At 65.3% G+C, this 23,251-nt stretch carries 16 protein-coding genes and 2 pseudogenes; 5 read left to right on the forward strand and 13 right to left on the reverse strand.

The annotated features are described in order from the left end of the window. Both BJD12_RS05140 and BJD12_RS05145 read right to left on the reverse strand, forming a co-directional pair. Entirely contained in the window at positions 1–3,132 is a 3,132-nt protein-coding gene (locus BJD12_RS05140; protein WP_058564074.1) for an efflux RND transporter permease subunit, read from the reverse strand. A gap of 15 nt (positions 3,133–3,147) precedes the next feature. Continuing rightward, on the reverse strand, positions 3,148–4,353 hold the full coding sequence (locus BJD12_RS05145; RefSeq protein ID WP_042828113.1) for an efflux RND transporter periplasmic adaptor subunit: 1,206 nt from the start codon (positions 4,351–4,353) through the stop codon (positions 3,148–3,150). 129 nt (positions 4,354–4,482) lie between these two features. On the opposite strand from BJD12_RS05145, the gene BJD12_RS05150 reads away from it, so the two are divergent. Further along, positions 4,483–5,103 carry a TetR/AcrR family transcriptional regulator gene (locus BJD12_RS05150; protein ID WP_005993457.1) on the forward strand — a complete coding sequence of 207 codons (621 nt, stop codon included), beginning with the start codon at positions 4,483–4,485 and terminating at the stop codon, positions 5,101–5,103. A 483-nt stretch (positions 5,104–5,586) separates the two neighbouring features. Here BJD12_RS05150 and BJD12_RS05155 read toward each other — a convergent pair whose 3' ends face one another. The 9 genes from BJD12_RS05155 to creB form a co-directional block, all read right to left on the reverse strand. Continuing rightward, positions 5,587–6,105 carry a transcriptional repressor gene (locus BJD12_RS05155; protein ID WP_005993459.1) on the reverse strand — a complete coding sequence of 173 codons (519 nt, stop codon included), beginning with the start codon at positions 6,103–6,105 and terminating at the stop codon, positions 5,587–5,589. Positions 6,106–6,118: 13 nt separating this feature from the next. After that, positions 6,119–7,522, reverse strand: coding sequence for a glutamate--tRNA ligase (gene gltX, locus BJD12_RS05160; protein WP_005993462.1), 1,404 nt, complete (start codon positions 7,520–7,522; stop codon positions 6,119–6,121). A 249-nt stretch (positions 7,523–7,771) separates the two neighbouring features. Continuing rightward, entirely contained in the window at positions 7,772–8,863 is a 1,092-nt protein-coding gene (locus BJD12_RS05165; protein WP_005993464.1) for a DUF3616 domain-containing protein, read from the reverse strand. Between the two features lie 151 nt (positions 8,864–9,014). Beyond that, entirely contained in the window at positions 9,015–9,911 is an 897-nt protein-coding gene (locus BJD12_RS05170; protein WP_005993466.1) for a carbon-nitrogen hydrolase family protein, read from the reverse strand. A 69-nt stretch (positions 9,912–9,980) separates the two neighbouring features. Then, positions 9,981–10,583 (reverse strand): GNAT family N-acetyltransferase, encoded by a 603-nt coding sequence (locus BJD12_RS05175; RefSeq protein WP_005993468.1) that lies wholly within the window; start codon positions 10,581–10,583, stop codon positions 9,981–9,983. Between the two features lie 51 nt (positions 10,584–10,634). After that, positions 10,635–11,057 (reverse strand): hypothetical protein, encoded by a 423-nt coding sequence (locus tag BJD12_RS05180; RefSeq protein WP_005993470.1) that lies wholly within the window; start codon positions 11,055–11,057, stop codon positions 10,635–10,637. Positions 11,058–11,064: 7 nt separating this feature from the next. After that, positions 11,065–12,384, reverse strand: a complete 1,320-nt coding sequence (gene creD, locus BJD12_RS05185; RefSeq protein ID WP_005993472.1) for a cell envelope integrity protein CreD — start codon at positions 12,382–12,384, stop codon at positions 11,065–11,067. A 164-nt stretch (positions 12,385–12,548) separates the two neighbouring features. Beyond that, a complete protein-coding gene (gene creC / locus BJD12_RS05190; protein WP_005993474.1) occupies positions 12,549–13,997 on the reverse strand; it encodes a two-component system sensor histidine kinase CreC in 1,449 nt (482 codons plus the stop codon). Between the two features lie 49 nt (positions 13,998–14,046). After that, a complete protein-coding gene (gene creB / locus BJD12_RS05195) occupies positions 14,047–14,751 on the reverse strand; it encodes a two-component system response regulator CreB (protein WP_005993476.1) in 705 nt (234 codons plus the stop codon). A gap of 203 nt (positions 14,752–14,954) precedes the next feature. On the opposite strand from creB, the gene BJD12_RS05200 reads away from it, so the two are divergent. Together BJD12_RS05200 and BJD12_RS05205 are read left to right on the forward strand one after the other, a co-directional pair. Then, entirely contained in the window at positions 14,955–15,863 is a 909-nt protein-coding gene (locus BJD12_RS05200) for a 23S rRNA (adenine(2030)-N(6))-methyltransferase RlmJ (protein WP_005993478.1), read from the forward strand. 400 nt (positions 15,864–16,263) lie between these two features. Beyond that, on the forward strand, positions 16,264–16,806 hold the full coding sequence (locus BJD12_RS05205) for a GNAT family N-acetyltransferase (protein WP_005993480.1): 543 nt from the start codon (positions 16,264–16,266) through the stop codon (positions 16,804–16,806). Positions 16,807–17,260: 454 nt separating this feature from the next. Here the strand turns inward: BJD12_RS05205 and BJD12_RS05210 are convergent, their stop codons facing one another. Then, positions 17,261–18,394, reverse strand: coding sequence for a hypothetical protein (locus BJD12_RS05210; RefSeq protein ID WP_005993482.1), 1,134 nt, complete (start codon positions 18,392–18,394; stop codon positions 17,261–17,263). Between the two features lie 369 nt (positions 18,395–18,763). Between BJD12_RS05210 and BJD12_RS24105 the strand changes: the two are divergent. Then, positions 18,764–18,907: pseudogene (locus BJD12_RS24105) on the forward strand (EcsC family protein); the annotation flags it as partial. Here the strand turns inward: BJD12_RS24105 and BJD12_RS24110 are convergent. Then, a pseudogene (locus tag BJD12_RS24110) lies at positions 18,900–19,277 on the reverse strand (transposase family protein); the annotation flags it as partial. The pseudogenes BJD12_RS24105 and BJD12_RS24110 sit on opposite strands and share 8 nt — an antisense overlap. 101 nt (positions 19,278–19,378) lie before the next feature. On the opposite strand from BJD12_RS24110, the gene mfd reads away from it, so the two are divergent. Continuing rightward, the gene (gene mfd, locus BJD12_RS05220) at positions 19,379–22,846 is read left to right on the forward strand and encodes a transcription-repair coupling factor (RefSeq protein WP_005993487.1); all 3,468 of its coding nucleotides are present in this window, start codon (positions 19,379–19,381) and stop codon (positions 22,844–22,846) included. Positions 22,847–23,251 lie beyond the last annotated feature (405 nt).

Genomic DNA, 23,251 nt, shown 5'->3' on the forward strand with positions numbered 1-23,251 from the left:
TTACGGAGTCGTGGGCGCGGCAGGCTGTGCGCGGCGCTTGAACACGCCGCTGACCAGCACGAAGAACAGCGGCACGAAAAAGATCGCCAGCACCGTGCCGGACAACATGCCGCCGATCACCGCCGTGCCCAGCGCATGCTGTGCGCCGGCGCCGGCGCCACTGGTCAACACCAGCGGCACCACGCCGAGGATGAAGGCCAGCGATGTCATCAGGATCGGCCGCAAGCGCATGCGCGCCGCTTCCAGCGCCGATTCGATCAGGCTCTTGCCGCTCTCGTGCAGCTCCTTGGCAAACTCCACGATCAGGATCGCGTTTTTCGATGCAAGACCAATGGTGGTCAACAACCCCACCTGGAAGTACACGTCGTTCATTTTCCAGGTCAGCATCGCGCCCAGCAGCGTGCCGAACACGCCCAGCGGCACCACCAGAATCACCGAGAACGGGATCGCCCAGCTTTCGTACAACGCGGCCAGACACAGGAACACGATCAGGATCGACAGGCCGTACAACAGGCCGGTCTGGCCGGTGGAGGATTTTTCCTGCCGCGACAACCCGGTCCATTCGAAGCCGATGCCCGGCGGCAGCTTGGCCGCCGCCGCTTCCACGATCTGCATCGCTTCGCCACTGGAGGCCGCGCCGGGCAGCGCCATGCCCAGGATTTCCACCGATGGCACGCTGTTGTAGCGTTCCAGGCGCGGCGAGCCCGATTGCCAGCTGGCGGTTGCGAAGGCATTGAACGGCACCATGGTGCCGGCGCTGTTGCGCACGAACCAGCGATCGATGTCCTGCGGGTTCATGCGGTACGGCGCGTCGGCCTGCAGCATCACCTTCTTGACGCGTCCCTTGTCGATGAAATCGTTGACGTAGACGCTGCCCCACGCGCTGGCGAAGGTGTTGTTGATGTCGGAGATCGACACCCCCATTGCCTGCGCCCGGTGCGGGTCGATCTCCAGCTTGAACTCGGGCGTGTCTTCCTGCCCGTTGGGGCGCACCGCCACCAGCCGCTTGTCCTGCGACAGCTCGGCCAGCAATTGATTGCGCGCCTGCATCAAGGCCGCATGTCCAAGATTGGCACGGTCCTGCAGCATCAAGTCGAAGCCGGTGGCATTGCCCAGTTCCGACACCGCCGGTGGCGCGAAGGCGAACACCCTCGCATCGCGGATGCTGGCGAAAAAAGCGCCAGCCTTGCCGGCCACGTCGGTGACGCTCTGGCCCTTGCCGGTACGCTCGTCCCATGGCCGCAGTTTGACGAAGGCAAGGCCCACGTTCTGCCCGGTGCCAGCGAAGCTGAAACCGGACACCGCAAACACGCCGGACACCGAATCCTTTTGATCGACCAGGAAGTGATGCTCCACCTGCTTCAGCACCTCGCTGGTGCGCGCATCGGTGGCGCCGGGCGGCAACTGCACCAGCACGAACAAGGTGCCCTGGTCTTCATCCGGCAGGAAGCCGACCGGCAACTTCATGAAACCCACCACCACCAGCGCCAGCAGCACCGCATAGGCGAGCATGTAGCGCCAGCCCTTGCCCAGCATGTGCCGAACCACGCCTTGATAGCGAGTATTGCCGCGATCGAACAGGCGATTGAACCAGCCGAAGAAGCCGGTGGTGGCCATGCCATGGCCCTTGTGCACCGGCTTGAGCAAGGTGGCGCACAGGGCCGGGGTCAGGATCATCGCCACCAGCACCGACAAGGTCATCGCCGACACAATCGTGATCGAGAACTGCCGGTAGATCACACCGGTGGACCCGCCGAAGAAGGCCATCGGCACGAACACCGCCGCCAGCACCAACGCCACGCCGACCAGCGCGCCGGAAATCTGTTCCATCGATTTGCGCGTGGCGTCCTTGGGCGACAACTGCTCCTCGCCCATCACGCGCTCGACGTTTTCCACCACCACGATGGCGTCGTCCACCAGCAGGCCGATCGCCAGCACCATCGCGAACATGGTCAGCGTATTGATGGTGAAACCGAACGCGGCCAGCACGCCGAAGGTGCCCAGCAACACCACCGGCACCGCAATGGTCGGGATCAAGGTAGCGCGGAAGTTCTGCAGGAACAGGTACATCACCAGGAACACCAGCACCACCGCTTCGACCAGCGTATGCACCACCTGCTCGATGGAAATGCGCACGAACGGCGTGGTGTCGTAGGGCTTTTGCACCTTCATGCCCGGCGGGAAGAATTGCTCCTGCTCCTCCAGGCTCTTGTCGATGGCGCGCACCGTATCCAGTGCATTGGCACCGGTAGCCAGCTTGATCGCCAGGCCCGCTGCCGGCTTGCCGTTGTAGCGGCCTACCGTGTTGTAGCTTTCGCTGCCCAGTTCGACCCGCGCCACATCGCGCAGCCGCACCTGAGAGCCATCGGCCTGCGTCCGCAGCAGGATGTTTTCGAACTGCTCGGCGGTCTTGAGCCGGGTCTGCGCGGTGATGGTGGCATTGAGTTGCTGGTTGGCCACCGCCGGCAATGCGCCGAGCTGGCCGGCCGACACCTGCGCGTTCTGCGCCTGGATGGCGGTGCGCACATCCACCGGGGTGAGATTGAAATTGCTCAGCTTGTCCGGGTCCAGCCAGATGCGCATGGCGTATTGCGAACCGAACAAGGTGGTGTCGCCCACGCCTTCGACGCGGCTGATGGTTTCCTGCACGTTGGCGGCCACGTAATCGGACAGGTCCGAATCGTTCATGCTGCCGTCTTCGGAGGTGAAGGCCAGCACGTTGACGAAGTTGGTGGCCGACTTGGTGACCGTCACGCCCTGCTGCTGCACTTCCTGCGGCAGCAAAGGCGTGGCCAGCGACAACTTGTTCTGCACCTGCACCTGTGCGGTGTCCGGGTCGGTGCCGTTGTCGAAGGTCAGCGTGATGGTCACCGCACCGCTGGATTCGCTGGTGGAGGCCATGTAGCTAAGGTGGTCCAGCCCCTTCATCTTCTGCTCGATGACCTGGGTGACGGTGTCTTCCAGCGTCTGCGCCGAAGCGCCCGGATAATTGGCGGTGATGGCGACCGCGGGCGGCGCGATGCTGGGGTATTGCGCGATCGGCAAGGTGGCGATGGACAGGATGCCGGCCAGCATCACGATGATGGCCAATACCCACGCGAAGATCGGACGGTCGATGAAAAAGCGTGCCATGTCGTGTGATCCGCCTTAATTCGCTGCACGCGGCGTGGTGGGCGCAGATGGCGCGCCCGCGGCGTCGGTGCGTTTGGGTTGCCATGGCACGGTCTTGACCTGGATGCCGTCGCGCGCGCGCGAGGCGCCTTCGACCACCAGCTGTTCGCCGGGCTTCAGGCCGCTGCGCACCAGCCACTGGTCGCCGACCTCGCGGTCGGTGTCCAGCACGCGCAACTGCAGTTTGTGGTCGGCACCGACCACGAACGCAGTCGGCTTGCCGGCACCATTGCGCGAGACCGCCTGCTGCGGCACCAGCAGGCCCTGTTGCTTGACGCCTTCCTGCAGCACCGCGCGCACGTACATGCCCGGCAGCAGATCGGCGTTGGGGTTCGGGAACACCGCGCGCAGGGTGATCGAGCCGGTGTTCTGATCGACGGTGACATCGGAGAACGCCAGCTGGCCCTGCAACGGATACGCGCTGCCGTCTTCCAGCAGCAGCGACACCTTGGCCGCGCCCTCGCCGGCCGTTTCCAGGTCGCCGCGCGCCATCGCCTGCTTCAGCCGCAACACCGCCGCGCTGGGCTGGGTGACATCGATATAGATCGGGTCCAGCTGCTGGATGGTGGTCAGCGCCGTAGCCTGGTTGGCGGTCACCAAGGCGCCCGGCGTCACGCTGGAACGGCCGATGCGCCCGGAGATCGGGGCGTCCAGACGGGCGAAGGCCAGATTGATACCCGCGGTTTCCACGCTGGCCTTGCCGGCAGCCACGTCGGCCTCGGCCTGGCCCAGCGCTGCGGCGGTGTCGTCGCCTTCCTGCTGGCTGATCGCCTTGATCTGCGCCAGCTCGGTGTAGCGCTCGGCCTTGAGCCTGGCGGTGCGCAGGTTGGCCTGCGCCTTGGCCAGGGTGGCCTGGGCGCTGGCATAGCTGGCGCGGTAGGTGGCCGGATCGATCTGGTACAGCGTCTGCCCGGCCTTGACGTCGCCGCCCTCGGTGAACTGGCGCGACTGCACGATGCCGCCCACCTGCGGGCGGATTTCGGCGATCAGGTACGGCACGGTGCGTCCCGGCAGCGCGGTGGTCAGCGGCACCGGCTGCTGCTTGACGGTCAGCACCGCCATCTCGGGGGTGCCCTCTTCCGGCGGCGGACCACCCGGCGGGCTGCCGCAGGCGCTGAGCAGGACGGCGGCAGCAATGGCAACAGCGACTAGGGGCAAGCGATACGAGGCATGAGGACGCACGAGGAGGTCTCCGAGGACGCGCGATTGAAAAGCTAAACGGTACGGTTTGGTATCCTAATAAGCTCATCCGTGGCCGTCAAGCATTTCTGCCCAGTCGGTATACTTAAAGTTCAAAAGTGGAGTGATTGGATGCGGGTCAGAACCGAAGCAAAGCGCGACGCCATCATTGAGGCGGCCAGCGAGGTGTTCCTGGAAATGGGCTTCGAGGGGGCGTCGATGTCGCAGATCGCGGCCCGCGTGGGCGGCTCCAAACGCACGCTGTACGGCTATTTCCCATCCAAGGAAGAGTTGTTCGTCGCGGTGGCCACCGCCATGGCCGACAGCTATATCGAGCCGCTGATCGTGGCGCTGGAGAGCACCGACGCACCGGTGGAGCAGGCGCTGCACACCTTTGGCCGCGACATCCTCACCTTCCTGTGCGCCCCCACCTCGATCACCATCTGGCAGACCATCATCGGCGTCTCCGGGCGCTCGGAGGTGGGCGCGCTGTTCTACAACAGTGGCCCGGAAGAAGGCATGCGGCGCGTGGCCGAGTATCTGAGCAGGCAGATGGAGCAGGGCGTGCTACGACGCGCCGACCCAATCGATGCCTCACGGCAATTCGGCGGCCTGCTGCAAGCCGACACCATGATGCCCTGCCTGTTTGGCGCGCTCAAAGATCCTTCGCCCGAGTATCTGCATGGCGCCGTGCAGCGCGCGGTGGAGCTGTTCCTGGCGGCGTATGCGCTCGATGCAGGCCAAACGCCGTGATGGGCTGCGTGCGGACGCTCGTCGTCGATATGTTGCGCTAGAGGATGAGTGGAAGCGCGCACGTACTGCACATGCGTCGGCCTGCGCGGTCGTTGAACGATGGGAGGACCGAGCACTCAACGCTGTGGAGCACCACCGGCCTCACGCATGCGCTGTTTCAGGCGTACCCGAGCTGTCGGCTACGTTTCACGTCCTGCATCGACGTTGGGATGTCGGTGATATCGAGCTCAGGTCAGGCACAGCGAAGGCACGCGTCGCTGTCGAATCACAGGCTGTGTCGAAAGCAACGTGCAATACGCGAGTCGCCGGGCTGCACAGCGCTACGCAATGCGCAGTGACCGGGCAGCGCCAGGACTTGGCGTCTGCGGCGCTCGATCAACGGCGCGCTGCTGACGCTTCAATGGGTCAACACGCACCCTGAAACCGCAGCGTCGCGCTCTAAAGGAACGTCACGGCCGCGCATTCTGCGCAACCTCGCAGCGCCTACTCCGCGACCGCGCACTTGGCGCACAGCCCATGCACTTCCAGGGTCTGCGCCTGCGGCTGGAAACCCAGCGCCTTGGCGCGGGCTTCCAGTTGCGAGACCACGTCGCGGTCTTCCAGTTCCACGGCGCTATGGCAGCGGTCGCAGATCAGGAACGGCACCGAGTGCTGGGCGCTGTTGGGGTGATGGCAGGCGACGAAGGCATTGACCGATTCGAGCTTGTGCACAAAGCCATTGGCCATCAAAAAATCCAGCGCGCGGTACACCGTTGGCGGCGCATCGGCGCCCACGCCCTTGCCTTCGCGCACCCAGTCCAGCAGCTCGTACGCCTTTACCGGCTTGCCGGCATCGGCGATCAGCCGCAGCACATTGGCGCGGATCGGCGTCAGCCGCAGGCCGCGTTCGCTGCAGGCGCGCTCCACCGCACGCACGAAGCTGTTGGCATCGTCCACGTGGTGGTGCGGTGCCGTGCAGGCATGTTCCTGGTCGTGCGTTTGGGTGTGGGTGTGCTTGGTCATACAGGCTCCGGCGTCAGGCCGCTCCAATCTTGATGAGTGCCGCATCGATGCGTTTCAAGGCACCCTCGCGACCGGCCAGGTACACCGTCTGCGAAATGTCAGGGCTGACCTGGGTGCCGGTGATGGCCACCCGCAGCGGCTGGGCAACCTTGCCCATGCCCAGTTCCAGCGCCGCGGCGGCATCGTGCAGCGCCGCCGACACGCTCTCCACGCTCCACTCGCTCAGCGCAGCGAGCATCTCGCGCGCCTTGCCCAGCGGCACTTCCGCGCCTAATTTCAGGTGCTTGATCACCGCTGCTTCGTCGTAGGTTTCCAGTGGCTGGTACCAGACCACGGCCTTTTCGGCCATTTCCTTCAGGGTCTGCACGCGCTCGCGCAACGCCACCACCACATCGCCAGCGGCCGGGCCGGCAGCGATGTCCAGGCCAAGCTTGGCAAGCTGATACTCCAGCTGCGGCGCGATGCTGGCCGGGTCGTCGGTCTTCAGGTAATGCTGATTGACCCAGCCGAGCTTGGCCATGTCCAGGCGCGCAGCCTTGGAGTTGACGTCCTTGACGTCGAACAGGTCCAGCAGCTCCTGCTGGCTGAACAACTCCTGGTCGCCATGCGACCAGCCCAGACGGGCCAGGTAGTTGATCAGCGCATGCGGCAGGTAGCCGGCGTCCTTGTACTGCATCACGTCCGCCGCGCCGGTGCGCTTGGACAGCTTGGCGCCCTGCTCGTCCAGGATCATCGGCATGTGCGCGAACTTGGGCACCGGCGCGCCCAGCGCTTCATAGATGTTGATCTGGCGCGGGGTGTTGTTGATGTGGTCGTCGCCGCGGATCACCTCGGTGATGCCCATGTCCCAATCGTCTACCACCACCGCAAAGTTGTAGGTGGGGAAGCCGTCCGGGCGGAAGATCACCATGTCGTCGAGCTCGCTATTGGCGATCTCGATACGGCCCTTGATCAGGTCGTCGAACACCACCGTGCCGCCCACCGGGTTCTTGAAGCGGATGACGCGATTCGGGTCGTCGCGATACGGCAGCTGCTGCTCGCGCGCGGCACCGTTGTAGCGCGGCTTTTCCTGCTTGGCCATCGCGGCCTCGCGCATGGCATCGAGCTCTTCGCGGGTTTCGTAGGCGTAATAGGCCTTGCCCTGCGCCAGCAGCTGCTCGGCCACTTCCTGGTAACGGGCCACACGCTGGGTCTGGTAGATCGGGCCTTCGTCGTAGCCCAGACCCAACCAATCCATCGCTTCCAGGATGGCATCGATGGCCGCCTGGGTGCTGCGCTCGCGGTCGGTGTCTTCGATGCGCAGCACGAACTGCCCACCGCGGTGGCGCGCCTCCAGCCAGCAATACAGGGCGGTGCGGGCGCCGCCGATGTGCAGGTAACCGGTGGGGCTGGGAGCGAAGCGGGTGCGGCAGGTCATGGAGCGCTCGGCGAAACGGGAGTGCGCCGATTTTACCTTGCGCAGCGTGGCCCTGCCCGGTCTGGTGCTAAGGCGGCGATGTCGGGTACCGCATTGGCGCTGCATCGTCCATCGGCCGCAGTGCCGGCACGCACGCCCTCCCCCTGCCACGCAATGCGTTCAATCGCTCGCGTCTGCGCTGCGATCGGCACCGTTGCTGCGCGACCGCCAGCTGCGCAAGGGACGCTGCCGCCGGCGCGTCGGCGTGCTTTAGCGATTACGCAACAGGTCGCCGTACACCACGCATTCGCCATCGCTGCGCGCCGGACCGGGCGCGTCGTACAACACCAACCAGCTGGGAACCTTGCCGGCCAGCTGCGGTGGCAGATTGCAGATGGCCTCGGCGCGGTCGCTGTCCTTGCCGTGCGGTAGGACCGCCGATTCCAGCAAATCGTGCTGAAATCGCACCGGCGCGCGGTTGGCGGCCAGCACGGTGCGTGCATCCGGCCACTTGAACAGGCGGATCTCGCCGTTCAACACCATCGTGGGGCCGGCCAGCAGGTAGAGATCGTCGCCGGAATAATGCAGATCGCGGATGCCCAGGCCGCCCAATTGCAGGAAGTGCTTGCGCAGCAGCGTGCCATCGTTGTCCAGCGGCGCCAGGCGCAGATGGTCGCCATGCGCTTCCACCTGGATCTCCAGCATCGCCGACCAGCCACGCAGCACCGGCCCGCGCAGGCCCAGCAGCAGGCGCTTGCCGTCGACCACGATGCCTTCGATGTCGAAGCCGTTGTCCTTGCCGGGAATCTTCAAAAACGGGCCGAAATGCGGGTCGTCGGCCAGCAGCTCGGTGAGCTGGTTGTGCTTGGCGTCGCCCTTGAGCCGCAGCGCGCGGCGGCCATCGGCCGCTTCGCGCACCAGGCGCGGGGTGCCGTCGGCATCGCACTCGATCGGCAGGCAGGCCAGCAGGCGGCGGTTGGCGTCGAGCTTGAGTTTGGTCAGGCGCTTGGCGTTGTCGGCGTCGTCGCGCCCGCGTTTGGCATTCTTGCGCTTCAGGCCATGCGAGCCGACCAACCACAAATAACCATCCGATAGACCCATGCCTTCCAGGTCCGCCTCCTCGGCGTCCTCACCGGGAAGATCCAGCAACTCGGCCAGCGCGAAGCTCTGGCCTTCGCCGAAGCGCAGCGTCTCGCGCTGGCTGGGCTGCAGCCTGCGCAGGCGGTCCACCGCGCAGGCTTCGTCGCCGGCCACCCACAGCCAGTCGTCGGTAAACGCTGCGCCGGACAGATTGCTGTGCACCAGCGCGCCAGGAGCGAACTCCAGCCGGACGCTGTGCGGAATCAGGGTTTTCTTGGGCATGGGAACCTGGTGGGTGGCGTTGCAAGGCTGAGCGATTGAAGGCATGCGCCAATGACTGCGCCGCCGCTGCGTGCAGCGGCAAGTGCGCAGCACCGGTCGTGTCTGCAGCTGCCGCACCAGCGCGGTGTGGGCAGCGATCAATCGTTCTTGGTCAATCGAACGCGACCAGCTTGGCACGCGCGACTTGCGGCGCCAACTGGCCGGGCCAATCGCGGTCGTTGGCCACCTGCGCGTGGGCGCGGCTGGCCTCGAACGCGTCGAAGTCCAGCGTGGCGTACGCCCACACGGTGTCCGCATCGGTTTGCGCCAGTACACCGTCGGCGGGGAAGCCCACATCCATTGGCGCAAATACCGCCGCTTCGCCAGTGTTGACGTCCAGTGTGGGGCTCCAGGGCGCCTCGCCAGCGGTCACCGATTGCGCGACGAACATGCGGTTTTCCAATGCACGCGCCAGACACCCGACCCGCACGCGGGTGGCGCCGGCGGCAGTGTCGGTGCAACTGGGCACGATCAACAGGCGCGCGCCGGCCTCGTACTGCGCGCGCACTGGCAACGGAAATTCGCTGTCGTAGCAGATCGCAATCGCCGCACGCACGCCGTCCAGGTCGAACACCTTCAACGCATCACCCGGCTCGATCAGCCCGGTGGCCTTTTCGAACCCGGTCAGTTGCAGCTTGTCCTGCCAACCGTGGCCGCCGTCGGGCGTGAACCAGTCGCTGCGGTTGCGGTAGCGGCCCTGGCCCAGATCCAGCAGAAAACTGCCGGGTATCAGATGCAGCCGGTGCTGCCGCGCCAGGCCGGCAAACAGCTCCAACCACGCAGCACGCAACGTCTGGATGGCCGCCAGCGACTCAGGCAGTCCGGCCGAGACCTGCGTGCCGAAGGTGGCAGCCAGCTCCAGCGACAGATATTCCGGCAGCACCGCCACCCGCGCGCCGGCCGCCGCGGCCTCGCCGATCAGCGCTGACATGCGCGCCGCGAAGGCTGCAAAGTCCGCAGGTTTGCCGATCGGATACCTGGCAACGGCAATGGCGAGGGGAGCATTCATCGGCAAGATTCCTCTAACGGCGCTGGAGTGAGGCAACGGGGCGTACCACCATGATCGACTGCGCCACGCTCAAGGTTCCAGCGCGCGCGTCCACACGCTCAAGCTGTGGTCGATCTGCCCACGTTGCAACTCCGCCCACTCCAGCCGTACCTGCATGCCCGGCTGCGGCGCGTAACCGCGCTTGCGCCAGAACGCATCGTTGGAGCGATAGTCGGCAGGTTTGCGCGGGTCGTCTGCTGCACGCTCCACCGAACAGAATGCGGCGAGCGTAAATCTGCCCAATGCGCGGGCATGCGCCTCGCGGCTGTCGAAAAATGCATGACCGATGCCCTGCCCGCGATACGCCGGCAACAACACCGACTCACCGAAATAGAACACGCTGGCCGGGTCGATACCGGCGGCGGTGAATGGCATGTGGAAGGCATCGCTATCGTCGAGCAACGGCAGCCCGGTGGAAGCGCCGATGACCGCATCGCCATCGCGCGCCAGGACGAATACGCTATCGGGCGACGCGGCGTAGGCGGCAAGGTAAGCGCGTTCGTAGCCGGCATCGCCGTCGTACAGATACGGCCATGCGCCGAACACCGCGATACGCAGCCGCGCTACCGCATCCAGATACGGCAACACCGCGTTGCCGTGGACTGTTTCAACGTTCAGGGAGGTGCCAGTCATGCGGCCATGGTAAGCGAGCCTGGCTGCGTTGCGCTGCTGCGCTGCCACGGCTCACCGCAGCCAGCCGCCATGGCGCTGGGTCGCGTTGCCGGGCTGCTGCCACATCAGCCACACCGCCGCGTCTTCCTGGGCCACCAGCACCCCGAGCAGCGCATCGCGACTGCGCGCCCAGTAACTGCCGCTGCTCAAGCGCTGCCACGGCCCGTAGCTGCGTACACAGGCGTCCTGTGAAGACGCCTGTTGCCGCCGCGTTGCTTGCAAAAAACCGCATCCATCCGCACGCAGTGCCTGCGCAGTGCGCGCATGCAGGCGCAGGCCGATCACGCCACGGCGGCCCTCGCACGCCAGCGGCAACGCCGACAGCGGCGAACATTCCCATTGCGACAGTGGCGCTGCGGGAAGCAGCGCCACCGTGTCGATTCCGGCGGGCAGCAGACGCTGCGCCCGCCGGTACACCTGTGCCTGGACGCTCATGTCGACCTCAGCGCAGGCTGTTGCCAAGCTCGTACCAATCGACCTTACGCGTCACCCACATGATGCTGGCCAGGATGCCGAACAGCAGCAGCGACCCCATCAGCAATGCGTTGTCCTCGGAGATCAACAGGCTGTACAGCACGCCATACAAGGCAGTGAGCATCACCGAGAATCCCGCAGCGCGGCTCCAACTGCGCAGCACGCCAGACAGATAGAAGAACTGCAGGCCGATACATGCCGCCGCCGACACCAGATACGCCTGCCAGAACGCAATGTGCTCGGAAAGGCTTAGCAGCAACAGGAAGAAGATCGCCAGCGCCAGGCCGACCAGCAGGTACTGCAACGGATGAATCGGCAACCGCTTGATCAGTTCGAACAACACGAACGCTACAAAGGTCAGTACCACGAACAGGCTGCCGTACTTGCTGGCGCGGTCGGCCTGGGTATACACATCCACCGGGTCGACCAGACGCACTTCCAGCGTGTCCAGCGACGATTGCGACGACTGCAGCTGCGTTTGCGCACCGGTCGCCAAGGACGACAGCGACCAGCTCGCATCGAAACCGCGCTCGCTGATGGTCGGGGCATTTGGCAGGAAGCGCCCACCGAACAACGGGTGCGGCCACGCCGAGCGCAATGCGATGTCGTTGTTGTCGCCAATCGGCGCGATGGCCAGACTGCGTGTGCCATCCAGCACGAATGCCATGTCCACCGTATCTCCATCGACCAGCTTGCCGGCCAGCGGATCGCCCAACGGCTGCAGATCGGCGTGAATGCCGGCCGAGCGCGATGCCAGGCCGCCAGCGCCGCTTTCCAGCGCCAGCGTGCGGCCGTCCACCCGCAGCGTTGGCGTGCCCACCAAGCCACGCACATCCGAGATGCCCACCGCCAGATGCGGCTGACCATAGCTACGCCCGGCCTCGGCCGGATACTCGAACGGGTCGAACTCGGCCTTGAGCTTGGCCTTCCACGAATACACCTGCACGCGGAACAGGCCGATCTTGCGCTCGGACGGCGTCAGCTCGCCGCTCAGAGTGAGCGTGCGCGGGGTCTGCAGCAGCTGCCCATCGCGCTTGCGCCAGACCTTGTGCGGCTTGCCTTCCTCGTCCGGCTCGGTCACCTGTACGTCTTCGGTGTACGGCAGCACCCGCACCGGTGCGATGAACTGCTGCTCGCCGGCCTTGCTTTGCGCCACCCGCTCCACCGCCTCGTCGCGATATTGCGCACGTTCCTGCACGGTGCCGCGAATCAACAACAAGGGAATCAGCAACAACAGGATCAGCCCGCCGATGGTGGCGAACCGCAACAACAGTTTCAGGGATTTCATCGGCCATCCTCGTTCTGGGAGGTGGCCAGGGTGCAAGGCGCCGGTGTCGAGGGTTTGAGGTGAATTTGAAGCGAACGTGAAGTTACCGCTCTACACGAGCGGCGGCCGACACCGTGACCCAAGCCGAAAATCCGCGTGCAACGCACGCCCTTGCTTGGTCGCTTTTAGCCAATGGGCAGCCGCAGGACCGCAATCGCACCGCCGCCGTCGCGATTGCCCAGCGCCGCATCGCCACCGTGCAGGCGCGCCACCTCGCGCACGAACGGCAACCCGAGGCCGGAACTACGTTGCCCGGTCTGTGGGCGCGCCAACGAATAAAAGCGTTCGAATACGCGCTCGATGGCGTAATCGGGCACACCACTGCCTCTGTCTTCGACCGACAGTTGCCATTGCCCGGCGTCCATCTGCGCACGCAGCAGCACGCTGCTGCCCTGTGGCGAAAACGCAATTGCATTTTCGAGCAAATTGATCAGCGCCTGACGCAATAGAAACCCATCGCCAGACACGTACTGCTCACCGGTCGAATCGGGCGGCGCGGCAAGCTCCAGTTGCACACCCACGGCGGCAGCACGCGGCATTACCGCCTCTAACGCCGCGTGCAGCACGCTGACCACGGCGATGCGCTCGCGCGTCTGCAGCCAGCCGTGCTGCTCCACTTCGGCCAGCGCAAGCAGCTTGTCGATGGTTTCGGTGAGCCGCTGTTCCTGCGCGCGGATGCTGGCAACAAAATGCTGGCGGTCGGCTTCCGGCAACGGCTCGGTCAACAGCTCCGATGCGCCACGGATCGCCGCCAGCGGGCTTTTCATTTCGTGCGTCAACGACTGCACGTAATGCTCGACATAGGCCTTGCCCTCCAGCTTGCGGCGCATGGTTTCCAGCGCCTGACCGAGGTCGCCGATTTCATCGCCGCGCGGTTTGGGCGGCGGCACCGGGATGCCGGCGCTCACCGCCTGCGCATAGCGGTTGAGCCGGCCGATGCCGCGCATCAACCACCACGTCATCACAATGCCGATCAATGCGGAGATGCCGATCAACCAGGCGCCGCGCTGCAGGATGTTGCGCTGGCTGGCTTCGATAAACGGATCGATGCTGCGGTTGGGCTGCGCCAGGGTAAGCACGCCGATCAACTTGCCGGGTTGGTCGGGCGCGTAGATCGGCGCGGCCACATGCATGACGGTTGCGGTGGGGTCGCCACCGGTTTCCGGGCTGGAACGCGCGCCGTATTCGCCCCGCAAGGTGCGGTAGACATCGTTCCAGCGCGAGTTGTCACGGCCCACTTCACGGCCTAGCGAATCGAAGACCACCACCCCGCGCGCGTCGGTCACGGTGACGCGGTAATCCACATTGTTTTTGCGAAAGCGCCACACCCAGGCCTTGGGGTCGCGCTGCTGCGCCTGCGCCAGGTTGCGCGCAAAGCGGCCGTCGACGATGTGCCCGGCGGCCAGATCGCTGCTGGCCATTTCCGCCAGCACGTTGGCCGCATCCACCAAGGTGGATTCCATCGCCTGGCGCACACCCGGTTTGACCTCGTTGACGAACACCCGCATCACGAAGAACGCAGCCAGGCCCACGATCAGGAAAAAGCCCAGAAACAGCTTGAGACCGAGGCGCATATCAGCGCGCCGCTCCGATCAACGCACCCGATATATAGCCAACCATCGCCTACAGCTCCAGTGCGTAGCCAAGGCCACGATGGGTGCGGATCGGGTCGGCCGGCACGCCGGCCAGGCGCAGCTTGCCGCGTAGCGTCTTGATATGGGTGTCGACGGTGCGATCGGCGCTGTCGGCGCTGGCGTCCCAGCCGCGATCCATCAACTGCGCACGGCTCAGGATCGCGCCGGGGCGCTGCAGCAACGCGGCCAGCAGCGCGTATTCGTAACGGGTCAGCGGCAACAAGGCATCGCCGTAGCGGATGCGGCTGCCTTCGCGGTCGATCGCGAAGGCCCCATGCGGCTGCCAGCCCGGCTCGGCCACCGCTGCCACGCTGCGACGGCGCAGGCGTGCGCGCACCCGCGCCACCAGCTCGCGCGGGGAGAACGGCTTGGCCATGTAATCGTCGGCGCCCAGCTCCAGCCCGAGCACGCGGTCGATCTCGTCGGTGCGCGCGGTCAGAAAGATCACCGGCACCTCGCTGAAACTGCGCAGGTTGCGGCACACCTCGAAGCCGTTGATGTCCGGCAGGCCCACATCCAGCACCACCACATCGGCCGGGTCGGCGCGCAGCCGCGCCAGTGCCTCGCGCCCCAGCAGGCAATGCTCGGCCGCATAGCCCTCGCTGCGCAAGGCGTACAGCACGGTATCGGCAATGGCGGCTTCGTCTTCGACGACGAGCACGCGGAAGGGAGTATCGGACATGGCGCGCAGCATAGCCGCATGCCGGCGCGGCCCATAGCGCGTGCGCAGCCAGCGCGGCGCGCACGCCAGCGTCGGCAACAGAGGTTGGCAGCGGATGTCCGGGGCAGCGGCACGCTCCCGGCGCCACGCCCTCACGGCCCTGCGGCGGGTGCATCCCGCCACGCCGCGTACCTGGCGCGCAGCGCAAAGAGCCGCGCACGCTCTACACTTCCCCGATGAACTATCGCCACGCCTTCCATGCCGGCAACCATGCCGACGTGCTCAAGCACATCGCCTTGCTGGCGCTGATCGACACCTTCAAGCGCAAGGACACCCCGTTCTTCGTGCTCGACACCCACGCCGGACGTGGGCGCTACCAGCTCGGCGGCGAAGAAAGCCGCAAGACCAACGAGGCCGATGCCGGGGTGATGCGGTTGATGGCCGAGTCCACCTTGCCGGAGGTGGTCGAGCGCTACCTGCGTGCGGTGCAGGCCGACAACCAGACCGTCGCCCGCCCCGCCACGCCCGGGCAGAAGCCGGCGCGCCCCACGGCCGGCATCCAGCTCAATCATTATCCTGGCTCGCCACTGCTGGCCGCGCAGGCCCTGCGCGAGCAGGACCGCATGGCGTTCTGCGAATTGCAGCCAGACGAGGCGGAAGCGCTCAAGGGTCTGTTCGCCAAGGACAGCCGCGTGCGCGTGCATGCCGGCGATGGCTATGCCGCCATTCGCGCGTTTCTGCCGCCGCGCGCCGGCGACACCAAGATCGGCCGCGGGTTGGTGCTGATCGATCCGCCGTACGAATCGCAGGACGCCGAGTACCAGCAGATCATCCACAGCGTGCGCGAGGCATTGGCGCGCTGGCCGCAGGCGATCTGCATGGTGTGGTACCCGATCAAGCTGCGTCGCAGCCTGCAGCCGTTCATGCGCAAGGCGGCCACGCTGCCGGCCAAGTCGGTGCTGGTGGCCGAGCTGCAGGTGCGCCCGGACGACTCGCCGCTGCGCCTGACCGGCAGCGGGCTGTTAATCGTCAATGCGCCCTGGCAGTTCGACAAGGTACTGGCGCCGGCATTGCCGGTGCTCAAGAAGCATCTTGGCGAACTGGGCGCCTCCACGCGGCTGGAATGGCTGCGCCAGGACGCCTGATCCACCGGTGATGCGTGCAGCGCGCGGCTGGCAGCCTTCGCGGCGACTGCACATGCCGCAGGCCGTGTCGCACGCGCGGTGGTGCGCATCCGCTGCCGCTTGGTTGACAAGCCCGGCAGCCCGACACTGGCGTGATACTGGGCCCTACGGCTGGCCGCAGGGGCCCGGCTCTCAAGGCATCCCATCGAGGCAGCCAGTCCGCAGCCTGTGCCCGCGGGCGCAGGCCCACTGCCCAGTCATCGCGCGCGCAGCAAGCTCACGACCGGCTCACGGCTCCGCTCGTTACAGTTGTGTGGGAAGCACTGCCACCTCTCGATGGCCCCCAGCGGCGCACCGGATTCATTCACGGTTGCGCGCCGGGCTGGTGCCAGAATCTTCCGATCTTTAAGGAACACCGGTCATGGCCATTCGCAATCGCATGCCTCCCTGGCATGAAAACTTCAGCCTGCCCAATGGCCGCACCCTATTGCTCCGCCCGATCCGTCCCGAGGATGGTCCGCCGCTGCAAGGGGCTTTCAGCCTGTTGGGACCGGAGGAAATCCGCGCACGTTTCGTGCGCTCCTCCGCCGAAATCACCCCGGAGATGGTGCAGCGCCTGACCCATCCCAACCCCAAGACCGAGATCGTGCTGGTGGCCGCCGAACAGTTGCCCCCCGGCGAAGCGCTGGTGGGCGCGGTGGCGCGCGCAGCGCTGGTACCCGGCACCCGCCAGGCCGAGTACACCATCCTAGTCAGCAGCTTTGTCGCTGGCCAGGGCCTGGGCCGGCAGCTGATGCGCAAACTGGTGAAGTGGGCGCGCCGCAAGTACCTGGACTGCCTGTTCGGCGACGTGCTGCAAAGCAATGTGCCGATGCTGCAGCTGGCCGAATCGCTGGGCTTCAAGCCGCAGGCGCATCCGGAATCGCCAGAATTGGTGCGGATGGTGCTGGAGCTGGATGCCTGAGGGGCTGGGAATCGGGATTTGGGAATCGGCTTAGAGCTGGCGATCTGCGGCCTGGTTGCAAGGCCCTTGCCCGCTCACCCTCGCGGGACACGCTGCAGGCACGTCCTTGTAAGCTCTGCGACATTGGGCGGGCAAGGACCAGTCAAGTTTGGTCGGTGCATGGTAGGAGCCTTGCTGGATGCGCCTTGTTCGATCATGAAGCATCGGCTCCATGTCTGATGCACACCGCACTACAAACAACTCTTCAAGTGAGCGCCGACCCACTCTCCGGTGCGGTGTCCTTGCCGCTTGCAGGACGGTTTGGCGGCATGAATGCCCAACTGTCGAGCTCTTGGGGGTCACTTCAGGGATAGGTTTACGGCATATCCCAAAAGCGGTGAGGACGCCGCACCCTCGACCGACTGGGCTTTTGACTAATCAGCGAGCGTCGCGCATACACCTGCGTCGGCGGGCGTCATGCATCCTGCGTCTGGTAAGGTCCCGGAGAGAATGGGATCCGCTGCATGTCGAACCTGAGCGGACCGGCGATCAACCGGCGGCCGGATTCGTCACGTACCTCATAGCGGACATTGGGATTGCCACTGAAGGGTACATCCCATTGATCGACCGGAGTTGCCAGTTGGTCCGCGATGTCGCTGTCGGGATCTCGATATTTTTCAGCGACGAAATTTTCGCGTATCGACGGGTAATTACTGCGGTCGATAGCCTGCTGCCTCAGCGCCTCTCCGATGTTCAGGGCCGGCAGAACGGTGCCGGCAGGTTTGGTGTAGTCAAGCTCTGCTCCGCGCAGGATCGCCCGGTGCATGGGGAGTGCATCCTGGGTAAGCGTGGGTGAGGCGAAAGGCGCCCACGCATCCACCACGATATCTTGTTCCGGCGTCTGCCCCCGGATCACCACGAACACGTGGTCTCCTCCGCTCACCATGTCTACCCTGCAGTCCCTCAGCGCAGGATTCTGCGACAGCAGTTGGTACGTCAGGCCAGCTTGCGCGTCGCAGTAGCCACCTTGCGCCCGGATTGCGGCGAAGGCGCGGAACTCCGGTCTTCCCCCAATTCTGAACGCTAACGAAGAGTGGAGCACACTTTCCCCCTCGGTTGCTGCGATGTCCTTGATCTGGTTGCCAGCCCCGTAGGGAAGAAGTGCCTTGACTAGGTCGATGGCCTCGCGTGCCGCTGCCAGATTGGCAGCGACTTCAGGTGTGATCACCCGCAAGCATGGTTTGGTGTCCGGCATTTGCGTCTTGACGATTGGGTGCTTGGTGGCGAGTGCGTTGAGCTGACCCAGGTGGCTCGACGAAAGCTCGATCATCTTGTCGGACCGCAGTAGCCCGGGGATCAACTCCTGCCCCGGGGCCAGGATTATCGTATTTGTGCCGGATGCATCGGCTGCAAGGTACATGTGGAACTGATGCCCGCCTTGTCGTGCGGGCAGGGTGAATTCCGACGAACGGGTCACTGCGGCTGCAGTGTCGAGCAGGCTTATCCTGGCAGCCCGTGCATGCGGGAAGTTGGCATCGATCCAGGCTCTGGGTTCGAGGATTTTGCTCGACGCCGCTTCCGCCACCCATCCCCGCATCCTGCTGAACATGGAGGGGTGCGGCGGCGGGTGCGAGTGGGCGGACAAGTGGCTGGTCCGGGGGCGAGCGCCTGCCTTGCCACTGTGACGTCTCGGACTTGCCTCTGCCAAGGCAGCCAGGGGAGCCAGGGGAGCCAGGGCAGGTGATGCACAGTCGCTGGACGCCGCTCCTTGACGCGATGGGCTGGAGGTGGTCGCTTCATTGGCTCTATCGTGCTGGGGCCTGCTTGAATGGAAGAGCGGGTTCAATTTATTCATGTGACTGTATCCTGTAAAAAACATCCACCGTGCGGCGTAAATTCGACGATTGATACCCAAGATAGCGGGGAATGCGAATGTGTCCGCCTGCTGCACGAAAGCGTTGGGCCACGTGCGAACCCAGGCATGATCGGCGGTCTCTTGCGCCTGCCCGGGCTGCGGGTGGAGCTGCCGCTGCCCATCACGCTGACGCTGCCTTCGCTTGCCGATATCGCCCGCGCCGAAGGCGAGCGGCTGGACGATCCGGCAACTCCCCTGGCCTGTCTGGCGGACTCCTGCGCTTGACGACGATGGCGATGAGCACCTGTGTCAAGGCGCTTGCAGTCATGAACTTTAGCCTCGGTCACGACAAGCGACCACGAGACCCCGCGGCCGTCCACCAGCAGGTGGCGCCTGCTGCCTTTTCCCCGAACCGTCGGGCTTGGGCCGACAGCTTACTGTGCCGGTGGCGCCTTCATCATCGCGTCATCAATGCTCTGTCGTCGCCAAACGATGCCCTGCCTCTGGTCGTACTCGGCCGGACCGCTTTCCACAGAGCTTCGAAGAAGCTTGCGGCCGGCCATTCAACAAACCGCTTGTGAACCGCGCTGGCGCTTCCAAAACACTCCTTGGGCAAGGCCTTCCACTGGCAATACGTAAGGCAGGGCTCTGCGGCGTGCTTGCGCACAGGCGGACCAAGGCCATCTTTCACGCCCGATGGACCGGGCACTGCTGGCGCTCTGATAAAATCGCCGGCTGATGCCGCAGCCTACCTATCCCTCGCCGCCGCTGCCCAAGTCTGGCCAGCTCCGCGCCTACTGGCGCTCTCCGTCTTCTCCGACGGCACTGGCCTGGTCCATTGCCCGCGCTGCCGAAGCGCATGCCGGCCCGCTGCTGGTGATCGCACGCGACAACCAGAGCGCGCATCAGATCGAGGCCGATCTGCTGGCGCTGCTGGGCGAGACGTCTGCGTTGCCGGTGGTGCCGTTTCCCGATTGGGAAACCCTGCCCTACGACCAGTTCAGCCCGCACCCGGAAATCATCAGCCAGCGCCTGGCCGCCCTGCATCGCTTGCCCGGCCTGACCAAGGGGGTAGTGATCGTCCCGGTGCAGACCCTGCTGCAGCAGCTGGCGCCACTGAGCTACATCGTCGGCGGCAGTTTCGATCTGAGGGTCGGCCAGCGGCTGGATCTGGATGGAGAGAAGCGCCGCCTGGAAAGCGCCGGTTACCGCAACGTCCCCCAGGTGATGGACCCGGGCGATTTTGCGGTGCGCGGCGGCTTGCTGGATGTCTTCCCGATGGGCGCGCAAACGCCATTGCGCGTCGAGTTGCTGGATGAAGACATCGACTCCATCCGCGCCTTCGACCCGGAATCGCAGCGCTCGCTGGACAAGGTCGACGCGGTCAAGATGCTGCCCGGCCGCGAAGTGCCGATGGACGATGCCAGCGTGGAGCGCGTACTGGCCTGCCTGCGCGAACGCTTCGACGTGGATACCCGGCGCAGCGCCCTGTATCAGGATCTCAAGTCAGGCATCGCACCGTCTGGCATCGAGTATTACCTGCCAATGTTCTTCGCCAAAACCGCCACCCTGTTCGATTATCTGGACAAGCGTGCGCTGTCGGTGATCGCCACCGGCGTGTCCAATGCTGCCGATGCGTTCTGGACCCAGGCGCAACACCGCTACGAGCAGCGTCGCCACGATGTGGAACGCCCGCTGCTGCCGCCGGACGAGTTGTATCAATCGCCGGATGCCTTGCGCGAGCGGCTCAACAAGCTGGCACGTATCGAAGTCTGGGCCAGCGATCATGCACGCATCGACGAGGCCGCAGCGCTAGGCGACCAGCCGTTGCCGCCGCTACCGGTCGCTGCAAAAGACGCACCGGCCGGCCGGGCACTGGCTTCGTTCCTGAGCCATTACCCGGGCCGTGTCCTGGTCGCTGCTGATTCGGCCGGCCGCCGCGAAGCCTTGATGGAAGTGCTGGCCGCCGCGCAGCTCAAGCCGGATGTGGTTGCCGATGTGCCGGCATTTTTGGCCGCGGCCAAGGTGCGCTTCGGCATTACCGTCGCCGCATTGGAAGACGGCTTTGCACTGGACGACCCGCAGATTGCGGTACTCACCGAGCGCCAGCTGTTTCCCGAGCGGGCCAACCAACCGCGCCGCACGCGCCGGGTCGGGCGTGAGCCGGAAGCAATCATCCGCGACCTGGGCGAGCTGTCCGAAGGCGCGCCGATCGTGCACGAGGATCACGGTGTGGGCCGCTACCGCGGGCTGATCGTGCTCGATGCCGGTGGCATGCCCGGCGAGTTCCTGGAAATCGAATACGCCAAGGGCGACCGGCTGTATGTGCCGGTGGCGCAGTTGCATCTCATCAGCCGCTATTCCGGTGCATCGGCCGAAACCGCGCCGCTGCATTCGCTGGGCGGCGAGCAGTGGACCAAGGCCAAGCGCAGGGCCGCAGAGAAAGTGCGCGACGTGGCCGCCGAACTGCTGGAAATCCAGGCCCGCCGCCGCGCGCGCGCCGGCCTGGCGCTGCAGGTGGACCGCGCAATGTACGAACCCTTCGCAGCCGGGTTCCCGTTCGAAGAAACCACCGACCAGCTCGCGGCCATCGATGCCACGCTGCGCGACCTGGGCAGCAGCCAGCCGATGGACCGCGTGGTCTGCGGCGACGTCGGCTTCGGCAAGACCGAAGTGGCGGTGCGCGCGGCATTTGCCGCGGCCAGTGCCGGCAAGCAGGTTGCCGTCCTGGTACCAACCACCTTGCTGGCCGAGCAGCATTACCGCAATTTCCGCGACCGCTTTGCCGATTACCCGATGAAAGTGGAAGTGCTGTCGCGCTTCAAGAGCACCAAGGAAATCAAGGCCGAGCTGGAGAAGGTTGCCAGCGGCGATATCGACGTCATCATCGGTACGCACCGCTTGTTGCAGCCGGACGTGAAGTTCAAGGATCTGGGCCTGGTCGTCGTCGACGAGGAACAACGGTTCGGTGTGCGGCAGAAAGAGGCGCTCAAGGCGATGCGCGCCAACGTGCATCTGCTTACGCTCACTGCCACGCCGATCCCGCGCACGCTCAATATGGCCATGGCCGGCCTGCGCGATCTGTCCATCATCGCCACCCCGCCGCCGAACCGGCTGGCGGTGCAGACGTTCATCACCGCCTGGGACAACACGCTGCTGCGCGAAGCGTTCCAACGCGAGTTGAGTCGCGGCGGCCAGCTGTATTTCCTGCACAACGACGTGGAAAGCATCGTGCGCATGCAGCGCGACCTGGCCGAACTGGTGCCCGAAGCGCGCATCGGCATCGCGCATGGGCAGATGCCCGAGCGCGAGCTGGAACGGGTGATGCTGGATTTCCAGAAGCAGCGCTTCAACGTGTTGTTGTCGACCACCATCATCGAATCGGGCATCGACATTCCCAACGCCAACACCATCATCATCAACCGCGCCGACCGCTTCGGCCTTGCACAGTTGCATCAGCTGCGTGGCCGCGTGGGCCGTTCGCATCACCGCGCCTATGCATACTTGGTGGTGCCGGATCGGCGCTCGATGACCTCCGATGCAGAAAAACGCCTGGAAGCCATCGCATCGATGGACGAACTCGGCGCGGGCTTTACGCTGGCCACGCACGATCTTGAAATCCGCGGCGCCGGCGAATTGCTTGGCGAAGACCAGAGCGGCCAGATGGCCGAGGTCGGTTTCAGCCTGTATACCGAGCTGCTGGAACGCGCGGTGCGCAGCATTCGCCAGGGCAAGCTGCCCGACCTGGATGCCGGCGAAGAAGTGCGCGGCGCCGAAGTGGAGCTGCACGTGGCCTCGCTGATTCCAGAGGATTACCTGCCCGACGTGCATACCCGCCTGACGCTGTACAAGCGCATTTCCAGTGCACGCGACACCGATGCGCTGCGCGAACTGCAGGTGGAGATGATCGACCGCTTCGGCCTGCTGCCGGATCCGGTCAAGCATCTGTTCGCCATTGCCGAGCTCAAGCTGCAGGCCAATGCGCTGGGTATCCGCAAGCTGGATCTGGGCGAAAACGGCGGGCGGCTGGTGTTCGAGGCCAAGCCGGCGATCGACCCGATGACCATCATCCAGATGATCCAGAAGCAGCCGAAGATCTACACCATGGATGGCCCGGACAAACTGCGCATCAAGTTACCGATGCCCGAGGGCGCAGACCGCTTCAATGCCGCACGTGGTTTGCTGGCTGCACTGGCGCCGGGCTGAGCGCTCCCAGGCGCGGCGTACGTTGTGCAGCTTAGTGATGCCGGGCATACGCCCGGCGCGCGCGATCGCCACAAGGCTAGCTTACGGACCGATGCCATCATGCCCGCACCAAGGCCTGCGCACGCATGCAGCGTGGCGCAGAGAGCAACTACGTCATACACCGGCGCTGCGACCCAGCCGCGCATTCGGGCGGTTCTTGCGCTGACAATCACCACGCTGGAGGCTGTGCGCCGGCGTCTATCGCCTTGACCCACCAGAGATCCGGCGCGCCATTGCATTTGTCCGCAAGCGCTGCCGCCCACTGCGCTGCCCATCTCCGCGGCAGCCGCTCCAGCTCGCTCCTGACCTCAACTGCTGAGCTCACTTAAAACCCTTCCGACGCGGCGTGTGGCACCCGAGTGAGCG

The sequence above is a fragment of the Xanthomonas vesicatoria ATCC 35937 genome (assembly GCF_001908725.1).
Taxonomy (GTDB): Bacteria; Pseudomonadota; Gammaproteobacteria; order Xanthomonadales; family Xanthomonadaceae; genus Xanthomonas; species Xanthomonas vesicatoria.